This window comes from Paracoccus alcaliphilus (assembly GCF_028553725.1).
GTDB classification, from domain to species: domain Bacteria; phylum Pseudomonadota; class Alphaproteobacteria; order Rhodobacterales; family Rhodobacteraceae; genus Paracoccus; species Paracoccus alcaliphilus.
Window position 1 is genome coordinate 891,374 of sequence record NZ_CP067124.1, and the last position, 12,362, is coordinate 903,735.

A 12,362-nucleotide genomic window follows, 5' to 3' on the forward strand; every position below is an offset into this window, starting at 1 on the left:
CGGTTCAAAGCAAAAACGACGTTAGGGCAGGACGGAATGCGGGCTTATCTGCGGGCAATATGCGTAGCCTCGATCGCAATTGGCGGGGCGGGTGTGGCCCTTGCGCAATCATCGTCGCCCTTTTCCGGGTTGTTCGGCGGCAGCAGCCGGTCGGATGGTCCGGTCTCGCTGAGGTTCGACATTGATGGCGATGATGGCGCCATTGAACGCCAGATCCGCAACGGATCGTTGCTGACCAGCGCGCTGGACGAGGACCGCACCTCGGGTCAGGACGTTCTGGCCGCCGCGCGCGGTGATTACGCCCGGATTCTGGGATCGCTTTACGATCACGGTTATTATTCGGTCGATGTCAGTATCCTGCTGGACGGGGTCGAGGCCGCCGCGATCGCGCCGCTGGATGCGCCCGAACAGATCAGCGACGTGGTGGTAATCGTCGATACCGGGCCGCAATTCCGCTTTTCCCGTGCCGATATCGCCCCGGTGGCGCCGGAAACCGAACTGCCCTCGGGCTATGCCGTGGCGGAACCGGCCAGCACCGGCACCATCCGCTCGGCCGCGACGGCGGGGGTCGAAGGGTGGCGCAATTACGGTCATGCCAAGGCCGATGTGGCCGGGCAGCAGATCACCGCCGATCACCGCGCCAACAGCGTGGACAGCCGTGTTGGGCTGGATCCCGGTCCCGCCGTGACCTTCGGCAAGCTGCATATCTCGGGATATGAAAGGATGAGCCTGCGGCGGCTGGAAAAGATCGCCGGATTTCCCGAAGGCCAGCGTTTCGACCCCGAAAAGGTCGAGCAGGTCCGCCGACGCCTGCGCCGCAGCGGGGTCTTTTCGGCCATCACGCTGGAAGAATCCGAGACCCTGCACCCCGGCAACGTCATGGATGTGAACCTTGCCGTGGTCGAACAGAAGCCGCGCCGGATCGGGGCGGGCTTCGAGATTTCGACCACCGATGGCGCCATGCTGTCGGCCTATTGGATGCATCGCAACCTGCTGGGCGGCGGTGAGCGGCTGCGTATCGACGGCAAGGTGTCCGATATCGGCGCCGACAACAGCGGTCGGGACGAGGAAATCACCCTGCGCATCGACCGCCCGGCGACGATCACGCCCGACACCACCGCCTATACCCTGCTGGAGGCGATCCGCGAGCGCGAAGAGGATTACGATTCCGATACGCTGGGTCTGTCGCTCGGCTTCAATCACATCTTCGTCGAGGATGAGCTGACCGCCGATATCGCCATTCAATATCGGGTGTCGCGGGTGACCGACGCCAATGGCCGCACCGACTTCAAGGTGCTGGCCCTGCCGATGGACGTGACCTGGGACAAGCGCGACGACCAGAACAACGCCAAGCGCGGCTTTTATCTGCTCGGCGATGTGACGCCGTTCAAGGGATTTGATGAAACCGGCAGCGGGGCGCGGGTGTTGGGCGAGGGGCGCGCCTATTACTCGCTGGGGGAGGATGACCGTTTCACCCTTGCCGGGCGGGCGCAGTTCGGCACCGTTCTGGGATCCGGGATCGAGGAGACGCCGCGTGATTATCTGTTCTATTCCGGCGGCGGCGGCACCGTTCGCGGCCAGCCTTATCAATCGCTTGGCTCTTACGCCATTTCCGGGCCCGATGGCACCGGGATCAAGACCGGCGGCATGAGCATCGCAACCCTCAGCGCCGAATTTCGCGCGCAGGTCCGCGGCAATATCGGACTGGTGCTTTTCGCCGATTATGGCGAGCTTTGGGACGATGGCAGCTGGTCGGGCGGCAGCAACAGCCATGCCGGTGCCGGGGTCGGGATCCGCTATGACACGCCCATCGGGCCGCTGCGGTTCGACGTGGCCGGACCGGTCAGCGGCGATACCGGTGAAGGCGTGCAACTGTATCTTGGTCTGGGGCAGGCATTCTGATGAAGCGCAGGATCTGGATCTGTCTTCTCGCGATTTTCCTGCCCTTCGCGGTCTGGGCGCAGTCGGTTGCCGAAATCTCGGAACAGGTTGACGACGATCGCGGCTTTCTGACCCGCCTGCTGGAGCGCAACCTGTCGGGCGCGGGCCGCGAGGTGGTGATCGACGGCTTTCAGGGGGCGCTGTCCTCGCGCGCGACCTTCCAGCAGATGACCATCGCCGATGAGGACGGGGTCTGGCTGACCTTGCGCGGTGGCGCGATCCAGTGGACACGCTCGGCCCTGCTGCGCGGCCGGATCGAGATTGCCGAGCTTTCGGCCGAGGAAATCCTCGTGCCGCGCATGCCCGCCGCGCAAGAGAGCGCGACACAGGCCGAAACCACCGAATTTTCGCTGCCGGAACTGCCGGTCGCGGTGAATATCGAACGTATCGACGCCGCCCGGGTCGAACTGGGAGAGCCGATCATCGGCCTGCCCGCCGCGATCAGCCTTGAGGGCAGCATGAATCTGGCGGGCGGAGAGGGGCAGGCCAACCTGTCCATCGACCGGCTGGATGGCCCCGAGGGGCATTTCCTGCTGGATGGCTCTTATTCCAACGAGACCCGCGTTCTTGGCCTGAACCTGCAACTGCAAGAGGCTGCCGACGGTTTGCTGGTCAATCTGGTTGACCTGTACGACAAGCCCGCCGTGTCGGCTGAAATTACCGGCGAGGGGCCGCTGAACGGTTTTTCCGCCGATATCCGTCTGGCCACGGACGGAGAGCCGCGCATCACCGGCAACGTCAGCGCCACCGCCCAGCAGGATGCGACGGGCGCGACCGGCACTGCCTTCAGTCTCGATATCGGCGGCGATATCGCCACCCTTCTGCCGCCCGAGAACCGGGCCTTTTTCGGCAGCCAGACCAGCCTGCGCGCCGAAGGCTGGCGCGGAGAGACCGGGCGGCTGCTGATCCCGGTTCTGGACCTGACCACCGAGGCACTGTCGATCAATGGCCGGCTGGAGACGAACGACCAGAACGCCCCGCAGCGCGCGCAGCTGATGATGGCCCTTGGCAGCGATGCCGGGGCGCAGGAATTGCCCGTGACCCTGCCCTTCGGAGAGGGAATGACCGTCGAAAGCGGCCGGTTACAGCTGAATTACGATGCCGCAGAGGGGCAGGGCTGGACCTTGACCGGGCGGGTCGGCGCATTGGATCAGGGCAGCGTCAGCATTGGCGAATTGCTGCTGGACGGTCAGGGCGAGGTGCTGCTGAGCGATGGCGCGCTGGACGGTGTGAACGGGTTGATCGAATTTGGCGGGCGTGAACTGGATTTCACCGATCCCGGCATGGCGCAGGCTGTCGGTCAGGCGATCACCGGCAGCACGCGCTTCGACTTTACTCCCGGCGATGCGCTGACCCTGTCGAATCTGACGGTCGAGGGCGAGGATTACGGTCTCAGCGGCCATGTTCTGGCCTCGGGCCTGTCCAGCGGCATCACGGTTTCGGCCTATGCCGATGCGCGTTATGACGACCTGACGCGGCTGTCCACCATTGCCGACCGCCCGGTGACGGGCCGCGCCGATGCCGATCTGACCGGCTATTATGTGCTGCTCAGCAAGGAATTCGACGTGACCGCCCATGTGATGGGCACCGATATCTCGGTCGGGCAAGAGCAGCTGGACGGGTTGCTGGCCGGTCAGTCCGAAATCCGGCTGGACGCAAGGCGAGACAGGACCGGCATCCATCTGGACGAGCTGACCATCGATGCCGAGCGTCTGGACGCCCATGCGCAGGGCTATCTGAACAGCGGTGCCAGCGATATCACCGCCCGGATTGCGCTGACCGACCTGGCCGATGCGGGCGATCAGTTTGGCGGCGCGCTGACCGCCACCGCCCGGTTGACCGGCGCCAGCGGTGCGCGGCGGCTGGAACTGAATGGCGACGCCGAAGATCTGCGTCTGGGCATTGCCGAACTGGACGGCGCGCTTCAGGGGCAGACCCGGTTGCGCGCCGCCGCCGCCGAGACGCAGGACGGCTATGCGCTGGAAAGCTTTTCTCTGGCCAATCCGCAGCTGAACGCCTCGGGTCAGGGCGATTTCGTGCCGGGTGCGCTGGATGCGCAGGCAGAATTGTCGGTGCCCGATCTGTCGGTTCTGGGACGCGGCTGGTCAGGAGGATTCGAGGCCAATGCGACCCTGACCGAACAGGACGGCACGCGATTCGTCGATCTGACCGGCACCGGGCAGGATCTGACGCTGGGGCAGGAAAACGTCGATGGCGCGCTGACCGGCACCACCGATCTGGTGGTCCGGGCCGAAGAGCGCGACGGTGTGATCACATTGCGCGACATGCGCCTGAACAACGAACAGGTGAACGCGGTGGCCGAGGGCACCTATGGCCCCGGCGTGACCGATGTGACGGCGCAGCTCGATATCCGCTCTTTGGCGTCCTTTGGTCCCGGCTGGCGCGGGTCGCTGGATGCCGATGCCAGTCTGCGTGAAACCGGCGATGGCGGGCGACGGCTGGAGGTGACGGGTCTGGGCCATGACCTGTCCTTCGGGCAGGCGCAGGTCGATGGCGCGCTGGTGGGCGAAACGCGGCTGGCCATTCGCGGGACCGAACGCGACGGCACCTTTCAGATCGAGCAGGCGCAGATCGAAAACCCGCGCCTGACCGCCGAGGCCTCGGGTACGGTGGGACAGGGCGTGACCGATCTGGAGGCGACGGTGAATGCCGGCGATCTGCGCTTTCTGGGCAACGGCATCCGCGGCGCGGTGAATGCGCAGGGCCATGTGACCGACGAAGGCGGCGTGCGGCAGATCACCGCCACCGGCAATGCGAACGGGCTGGCCGTCGGGCAGGCGCAGGTCGATCCGCTGCTGGTAGGCGCGACCAGTTTCGACCTTGCCGCCAGCCAGTCCTCCAGTGGGATTTCGGTCCAGCGGTTGCAGGTGAACAACCCGCAGGTGCAGCTGTCGGCGCAGGGCGATCCGGCCTCGGGCCTCGATATTCAGGGGCGGCTGGCCGATATGGGGCTGATCCTGCCGGAACTGCCCGGCCCCGCGACGGTCAATGGCACGCTGCGCGAAAGCGGGCCGAATGTCATCGCCGATCTGGATATCACCGCGCCGGGGCCGACCCGGATTTCGGTGAACGGCTCGGCGGCGCGCGATTTCTCGACCACCGATCTGGCGATCAATGGCAATACCGAGGCGCGGCTGGCCAATCCGTTCCTGCGTACCCGCAGCATCGAGGGCCCGGTAGCGCTGGATCTGCGGCTGAACGGCGCCCCCTCGCTGTCGGCGCTGTCGGGTCAGGTGCGCTGGCAGAATGGCGGCGTGGCCGAACCGGGTCTGGGCATCCGGCTGGAGCAGGTCGATGTCACCGCGGGCCTGCAAGGCGGGCGGATACAGCTTGATGGTGGCGCGAATGTCTCGGCCGGGGGGCGGCTGACGATCAGCGGTCCGGTCGATCTGACGGGCGGGACAATGGATATCGGCGTGGTGCTGGACAGGGTCGTGGCCCGCGACCCCGACCTTTACGAGACCGAGATTTCCGGTCAGGTCAGCCTGTCGGGGCCGATTATCGGCGGGCCGTTGCTGTCGGGCCGCGTCGATCTGGGCGAGACCGAATTCCGCATCCCCTCGACCGGGCTGGGCGGCTCGGCCCCGATCCCCGACATCAACCATGTGGGCGACACGCGGCCGGTCAGGGCGACGCGGGCCAAGGCGGGGCTGGAGCCCTATCCCAGCCAGGCCTCCAGCGATGCGGGCATGGCCGCGCCGCCTTCGACCCCCCCGGCCAATCCGCCGCGTCTGGATCTGCAGATCAATGCGCCCAACCGGATCTTTATCCGGGGCCGGGGGGTGGATGCCGAGATGGGCGGAGCCTTGCAGGTTCAGGGCACCACGCGCAACGTGATCCCGATCGGGCATCTGGAGCTGATCCGGGGCCGGGTCGATCTGCTGGGCAAACGCTTTGACCTGACCGAGGGGCTGGTCGAGTTGCAGGGCAGCATGATCCCTGTCGTCCGCCTTGTCGCCGAGACCGATCAGGACGGCATCACCACCCGGATCATCATTGACGGAGAGATCCGCGATCCCGAAGTGACCTTCGAATCCTCGCCCGAACTGCCGCAGGAAGAGGTTCTGTCGCAGCTGCTGTTCGGTAGGGGGTTGGATAATATCAGTCCGCTTCAGGCGGCGCAGCTGGCCAATGCCATCGCCGTTCTGGCCGGGCGCGGCGGCGAGGGAATCGTCGGCAATCTGCGCAACCGCGTCGGTCTGGACGATCTGGATGTCGGCACCGACGATGAGGGCAATGTGCAGGTGCGGGCGGGCAAATACCTGTCCGAGAATGTCTATACCGATGTCGCGGTCGGCGATGACGGCAAAAGCACGATCAACCTGAACCTTGATGTCACCGATTCGCTGCGGGCGCGCGGCTCGGTCGGCAGCGATGGCGACAGCACGCTGGGGCTGTATTTCGAGCGCGATTACTGACCCGTCTGCCGCCCGCCGGGATCATGTGCCGGTGGCGGTCCGATCCGGGCAGGCGATGGTCGCCGCGGGTTCCGCCGCATCCTGCCGGTCCAGCTGCGTCGGGTGGAATTGCAACATCCGCCGCCCGCCCGCGATCCGGCTGACGGTCCAGCCCATCAGCCGCCCGTCCGGTCCCGACATCGCGCCCCGGATCTGGCGGGGCGTTTCGTCGGCCTTCAACGCCTCGGTCAGGGCGGCAAAGCCGCTGCCCGGTGCGATCCGTTCCTGCCAGAGGGTCACCGCCTCGGACAGGCTGGTGCAGGACGCGCCCCACATCCGGTCATAAGCCTCGTTGCTGAGAACCATCTGGCCGCCGGGCGCAAAGACAGCCAGCGCATCCTCGATCCCGTTCAGGACCTGCGCGCCCAGCAGCAGGTCCGAGCGGAACTTGCGCGTCAGCGAGATCTCGGTGGTGATATCCTCGAACAGAAAAGCCACCGCGCCGTCGGGATGCGGACGCCCGGTCACCCGATAGGTCTGCCCGCTGGGCAGCGACCATGTTTCGACATGGTGGCCATGTGCGGCCGCCGATTCCAGCTCGTTCATCTGCCGCCGCCAGCTGCGGTAATCCTTGGGTTCCGGCACCATCCGCATTTCCCGCAGCTTGTCCAGAAAATCGAACAGCGTCGGTTGCGCCGTCAGAAAGCCGGTCGGCAGGTCGGTCAGGTCGATCAGCGCCGGGTTGAACAGTTGCAGATTGCGCTGGCGGTCGAATATCGCCAGCCCGATGGGCAGGTCGGCAAAGGTCTTGGTCAGGGTCTGCACGAATTCGCGCAGGCTGCGCTCGGCCCGGACGGCGGCATTGGCGGGCAGGGCGAACATCATCATCTGATCGTCGATCTGATGGCTGTGGCAGTCATACCAGGACACATTGTCGCCCAGATCGAGCGGCGCGCGATGGGTGCTGGTTCCTGCGCCGGGCACCGGGCGGGGCGTGTCCAGCAGCCGGGGCAGCGGCCAGGACAGCTCTCCCTCGGCCAGAGTCTCGGCCTGACGCAGATAGGCGGCATTGGCCCAGGTGATGCGTTCCTGTTCGTCCTGCCGCCAGACCAGCATCGGGGTTTGATCCAGCGCCCGGCGCAGCAGGTCCAGCTCTTCCTCCATCGCCTGTTGGGACATGGAATCGACCACGATCCCGGCATGATCGGCGCGGGGATCGGTCAGCGTGATCCGCAACAGCCCGCCGCCCAGATCCTCGGCCAGCAGACGCAGGCGGGCGCTGCCGGTGCCCGTCGCGCCCTCGATCTCGATCCGGTCGCTGGCGCCCAAAGCCGACAGGTCGGCGTCGGGAAAGCGCGGTCCGATCCAGCGCAGCAGCCGCGACCATTCGCTGTCGGGCGTGCCGATCCGGTGCAGCAATTGCTGGGCGGGCGGGGTTGCGTCGATCAGCCGGTGATCGCGAAACAGAAAGATCATCGGATGCAGCGCAGGTTCCAGATGCCGTGCGTTGACCCGAGGCCCCCGCCTCCGGTCCCACAGCCGGATCAGCATGATCGCCACGATCAGCGATACCGTCCCGATCAGCAGCGAAATTGCCGCAACATACAACCCCTGAAGATCCACTGGACCAGCCCCTCTGCGATTCCCAACAGCAATAGCAGCACAGGGCTTAAAGTAAGGTTAATAAAATCACGTCATTAGGCGGGATGCGAAGGGTTTTCTCCCAATGCCGCCCGGCCATCGGCCCGGATCCGGGCCAAAGGCCAACTGACCTCGACCATCGCACCCGGATCGCCATTGCCGAAGGCAAGCGCCGCGCCGGACCGTTCCAGCAGCGTCTTGGCGATGAACAGGCCCAGCCCCATGCCCTCATAGCCCTTGCGTGATTCGCTACTGCGGCGATTGGTGGGATAGGGATCGCCGATCCGGGCCAGCAGCGCGGCGGGAAAGCCCGGCCCGTCGTCGCGGATCAGCACATGCAGGTGGGTGTCGTCCGCCGCCGCCTCGATCATCACCCTGGAATGGGCGAAATCGACCGCGTTCTGGATCAGGTTGCGCAGCGCGTGGATCACGGCGGGGTCGCGCTGAATGTCAATGTCCTCGGCCATGATCTGCAGATGGATGCCGCGCCCCGCATGAGGTTCGGCCGCGTCCTCCAGCACCACCTGCAAGGGCGCCACACGCAGCAGCAGATCGTCCTTGCCCGCCCGGCCCATGGATTTCAGGATCGCGCCACAACGCTCGACCGAGGCGCGCAGGCTGGACAGGTCATCGGCCAGATCGGGGCGGTCGGACAACTCGTCCTCCATCTCGGCGGCGATCAGCTTGATCGTGGCCAGCGGTGTGCCCAGTTCATGCGCGGCGGCGGCGACGACGCCGCCCAGATGCTGCAAACGCTGTTCCCGCGCCAGCGCCATCTGCGTGGCAAACAACGCGCTGGAGGTCAGCGACAGCTCCCTCGTCACGCGATGGGCGTAACCGGCAAAGAACATCACCCCGATCATCAGCGCCGCCCAGTGCCCCAGCGCCAGCGTCGGCGCCATTTGCAGTACGGCCCCGTTGGCGTCGCGCAGAGGCAGCGCGAAGATCCCCGCCAGCGTGATCAGCGCCATCGTCGCCAGTCCCAGCGCCACGGTCTGGCGCAGGTTCAGCGAGGTCGCGGCAATCGTCACCGGTGCCAGCACCAGCAGCGCGAAGGGGTTGGTCAACCCGCCGGTCAGCGCCATCAGCGCCGAGATCTGCGCCAGATCGAAGCTGAGCTGCATGACCGCCCGGCGCGCCGAGGTCCGCGAGGGCGGTTGCAGAAACAGCCACAGGTTCATCCCCGCCGAGGCCACGATCAGCGTCAGCACCGGGGCCAGCGCGAAATCGATGCCCATCGCCAGCGCGACGATGGTGGTCGCCACCTGCCCGCCGATCGCGAACCAGCGCAGCAGCGCCAGCGTGCGGATGCGGATCGGCTCGATCTGCGGGGTCTCGGACAGGCCGGTGGCGTTGGGCGGCGCAGGGGTCATGGCCATCACCGTCTTTCCGTGTTGCGACATTTGCAATGCTTGATACCGCCGTGCCGATGGGCGATCAATTCGCGCGTTCAGGAAAGGATGAGGAAATGACCGAAAGACGGATTCTGATGATCGGCGGCCTGATCGCCGTTGCGGTGCTGGTGGCGGGTGCGGCGTTTCTGGCCTTTGGCCGGCAGGGCGACGATTTCGCCCAATGCCGCAGCAGCAATGTCGCCGGAGGACTGGATGCTTTCGGAACCGATTTTACCCTGACAAATCAGGATAATCAGCGGGTCAGCGATCAGCAGGTTTTTGACCGGCCATCGCTGCTTTATTTCGGTTATACATTCTGCCCCGATATTTGCCCCATGGATGTGGCGCGCAATGACGCCGCCGTGGAAATCCTGAAAGAACAGGGTCTTGATGTTCAATCGGTGCTGATTACCGTCGATCCGCGTCGCGATACCCCCGAGGTTCTGGCCGATTATACCGCGATGTATGGCGAGGGCATGATCGCCCTGACCGGCGGCGACGAGGAAATTGCGGCGGCAAACAAGGGCTGGCGGAACTATTACAAGGCCCATGACGAAGAGGATCAGGATTATTATCTGGTTGATCACATGACCAATACCTATCTGGTGATGCCCGGAAATCAGACGGTCGAGTACTTTCCGAACAGCCTTTCGCCCGATGATCTGGCCGGACGGACCGCCTGCTTCGTCCGGGCCGCATCCTGAACGCCGTTTGACCTGAACACGGTTTACGCCTAGATCGAAAAACGGATTGGGGGCTGATGACATGGCAGACGACTATGCAGAACAGATCGGCGCCGACGCATCCTTGCTGTTGGTGGATGATGACGAGATCTTCGTGACGCGGCTGGCGCGGGCGATGGAGAAGCGCGGTTTCCAGCCGCAGACGATGCTGACGGTGGCCGATGCGCTGCGGATGATCGCCGCGAAACCGCCCGCCTATGCCGTGATCGACCTGCGGCTGGAGGATGGCAGCGGACTGGACGTGGTCGAGGCCCTGCGAGAGGCGCGCCACGACGCCCGCATTATCGTTCTGACCGGCTATGGCGCGATTGCGACGGCGGTTGCGGCGGTAAAAATGGGGGCGACTGATTATCTGTCAAAACCCGCCGACGCAAATGACGTCACGTCAGCATTGCTTTCCAGCGGCGAATTACTGCCGCCCCCGCCGGAAAAACCGATGTCGGCGGATCGGGTTCGCTGGGAACATATCCAGCGCGTATATGAACAATGCGACCGCAATGTCAGTGAAACCGCGCGCCGGTTGCATATGCACCGCCGGACGTTGCAGCGAATTCTTGCCAAAAGAGGGCCGAAATAGGATTCCCATTCCATCGAAGTTGACATTCATCGCAATTCGTTATTTCGCTGGATATATAGATTGGAATAAAGAAGCGGATAAACAAATGCCACTCGACTTCGATAAAATGTCCCTTAAGGAAATGCGCGACCTTCGGGCGAAACTCGAACGTGCTATTAACTCTTATGAGGACCGCAAGCGCCGCGAGGCCCTTGCCGCCGTGGAAGAAGCCGCGCGTCAGCACGGTTTCAATCTGGCCGAACTGACCGGCGCCAAGACCCGCCGCGCGGGCACCGTCGCGCCGAAATACGCCAATCCCGATGATCCGACGGTGACCTGGACCGGTCGTGGCCGCAAGCCGCGCTGGATCACCGAATATCTGGCAAAAGGCAAATCGCTGGAAGATCTGGCGATCTGAAACGGAAAAAGGGGGCCCGGAACGCGGCCCCCTTTTTGATTGCATCGGCAGTGCGCCTGCGGATTATCGGGCCGCGCCATCCATCAGTGCGGTCAATTCTGCGTGACGGTGCAGGAACGCCTCGCGTGCCTCGGCAGGGGGGCGCAGGCGGATTTCCAGACCTTTCAGGATATCGGCATTCGGCACCGGAAACAGACGCCGTGCCTCGGATTCACTGAAACCGGCGATCTGCACTGCCTCCAGCCGGGCCGAGATCCTGTCGGCCGTCTTGATCCGCTTGCGTATCGCCAGGGGCAGCGCGGCGGGCAGGCCAAAGCGGCGATGGATCGCGATGCTCAGCCGTTCATCCATCGCGCCGTATTCCGTGCCCAGGGCGGCCTTGACCGGAGAGATCATGTCCCCGATCACATATTCCGGTGCGTCATGCAGCAGCGCCGCCAGCCGCCATTGCGGCAGCGCGCCACCTTCGATCCGGTCAAAGATCATCTCGACCAGCAGCGCATGTTCGGCCACGGAATAGGGCCAGTCGCCAAAGGTCTGCCCGTTCCAGCGGGCGACGAAGGCCAGCCCGTGGGCGATGTCGCCGATCTCGATATCGACGGGGGTCGGATCAAGCAGGTCTAGCCGACGCCCCGACAGCATCCGCTGCCAGGCGCGCCGTGGTTTGCTGGCCATCGGAGGGCTTGTCAGGACAGTTTCTGATCGGGGGCCGGAGCCTCGGCCGCCGCTGCCTGCGCCTGTGCCCGGCGCGCCAGTTCCTGACGATACAGCGCGACGAAATCGATCGGGTCCATGTTGAACGGCGGGAAGCCACCGTCACGGGTCAGGTCCGAAATGATCCGGCGCACGAAGGGAAACAGCATCCGCGGGCATTCGATCATCAGGAACGGATGCAGCTGATCCTCGGGGATGCCTTCGATATGGAACACCCCGCCGTAATCCAGCTCGGCCAGAAACAGGGTCTGATCGCTGGATTTGTTCTTCGAGGTGACGCGGAACTTCGAGATCACCTCATATTGATGATCGGCGCTGCGCTTGCGGGCGTCGAGGCTGACCTGCACCGATACCTCGGGTGCGACCTCGCCCTGCGGCGCGCCCTTCTGGGCGACGGCGTTTTCAAAGGACAGGTCCCGAATGAACTGCGCCAGGATCTGCATCCGCACCGGTTGCGGTTGCGCTTCAGCCGGGGCGGCGCCGTTGGGCTGGCTTTCTTCGGACATGGGTTTTCCTCAACAATACGGTTTCGGTTGC

The 12,362-nt window shown here is 64.8% G+C and carries 9 protein-coding genes; 5 read left to right on the top strand and 4 right to left on the bottom strand.

The features are described 5' to 3' along the window. Positions 1 to 93: 93 nt before the first annotated feature. A complete protein-coding gene (locus JHW40_RS04680; protein WP_272849069.1) occupies positions 94 to 1,902 on the top strand; it encodes an autotransporter assembly complex protein TamA in 1,809 nt (602 codons plus the stop codon). Continuing rightward, positions 1,902 to 6,380: a translocation/assembly module TamB domain-containing protein gene (locus tag JHW40_RS04685; protein ID WP_090617466.1), complete on the top strand. Its 4,479-nt coding sequence runs from the start codon at positions 1,902 to 1,904 to the stop codon at positions 6,378 to 6,380. Before JHW40_RS04680 ends, JHW40_RS04685 begins: the two co-directional genes overlap by 1 nt. A gap of 21 nt (positions 6,381 to 6,401) precedes the next feature. Here JHW40_RS04685 and JHW40_RS04690 read toward each other — a convergent pair whose 3' ends face one another. Next, positions 6,402 to 7,967 (bottom strand): PAS-domain containing protein, encoded by a 1,566-nt coding sequence (locus JHW40_RS04690; protein ID WP_139208277.1) that lies wholly within the window; start codon positions 7,965 to 7,967, stop codon positions 6,402 to 6,404. 89 nt (positions 7,968 to 8,056) lie between these two features. Further along, positions 8,057 to 9,379, bottom strand: coding sequence for an ActS/PrrB/RegB family redox-sensitive histidine kinase (locus tag JHW40_RS04695; protein ID WP_170851966.1), 1,323 nt, complete (start codon positions 9,377 to 9,379; stop codon positions 8,057 to 8,059). An 89-nt stretch (positions 9,380 to 9,468) separates the two neighbouring features. On the opposite strand from JHW40_RS04695, the gene JHW40_RS04700 reads away from it, so the two are divergent. The 3 genes from JHW40_RS04700 (at position 9,469) to JHW40_RS04710 (ending at position 11,111) form a co-directional block, all read left to right on the top strand. After that, on the top strand, positions 9,469 to 10,098 hold the full coding sequence (locus JHW40_RS04700; protein WP_090617474.1) for an SCO family protein: 630 nt from the start codon (positions 9,469 to 9,471) through the stop codon (positions 10,096 to 10,098). A 61-nt stretch (positions 10,099 to 10,159) separates the two neighbouring features. Next, positions 10,160 to 10,714: an ActR/PrrA/RegA family redox response regulator transcription factor gene (locus JHW40_RS04705; RefSeq protein ID WP_090617462.1), complete on the top strand. Its 555-nt coding sequence runs from the start codon at positions 10,160 to 10,162 to the stop codon at positions 10,712 to 10,714. An 85-nt stretch (positions 10,715 to 10,799) separates the two neighbouring features. Next, positions 10,800 to 11,111 carry an H-NS histone family protein gene (locus JHW40_RS04710; RefSeq protein ID WP_090617459.1) on the top strand — a complete coding sequence of 104 codons (312 nt, stop codon included), beginning with the start codon at positions 10,800 to 10,802 and terminating at the stop codon, positions 11,109 to 11,111. Positions 11,112 to 11,174: 63 nt separating this feature from the next. Here JHW40_RS04710 and JHW40_RS04715 read toward each other — a convergent pair whose 3' ends face one another. Next, a complete protein-coding gene (locus tag JHW40_RS04715; RefSeq protein ID WP_090617457.1) occupies positions 11,175 to 11,786 on the bottom strand; it encodes an HD domain-containing protein in 612 nt (203 codons plus the stop codon). 11 nt (positions 11,787 to 11,797) lie between these two features. Further along, positions 11,798 to 12,331 (bottom strand): protein-export chaperone SecB, encoded by a 534-nt coding sequence (secB, locus tag JHW40_RS04720; RefSeq protein ID WP_090617456.1) that lies wholly within the window; start codon positions 12,329 to 12,331, stop codon positions 11,798 to 11,800. Positions 12,332 to 12,362: the final 31 nt, after the last annotated feature.

Coding starts and splice junctions, on each gene's coding strand:
- JHW40_RS04685 (WP_090617466.1), top strand. CDS start 1,902: ATGAAGCGCAGGATCTGGATCTGTCTTCTCGCGATTTTCCTGCCCTTC.
- JHW40_RS04695 (WP_170851966.1), bottom strand. CDS start 9,379: ATGGCCATGACCCCTGCGCCGCCCAACGCCACCGGCCTGTCCGAGACC.
- JHW40_RS04700 (WP_090617474.1), top strand. CDS start 9,469: ATGACCGAAAGACGGATTCTGATGATCGGCGGCCTGATCGCCGTTGCG.
- JHW40_RS04705 (WP_090617462.1), top strand. CDS start 10,160: ATGGCAGACGACTATGCAGAACAGATCGGCGCCGACGCATCCTTGCTG.
- JHW40_RS04710 (WP_090617459.1), top strand. CDS start 10,800: ATGCCACTCGACTTCGATAAAATGTCCCTTAAGGAAATGCGCGACCTT.
- JHW40_RS04715 (WP_090617457.1), bottom strand. CDS start 11,786: ATGGCCAGCAAACCACGGCGCGCCTGGCAGCGGATGCTGTCGGGGCGT.
- secB (WP_090617456.1), bottom strand. CDS start 12,331: ATGTCCGAAGAAAGCCAGCCCAACGGCGCCGCCCCGGCTGAAGCGCAA.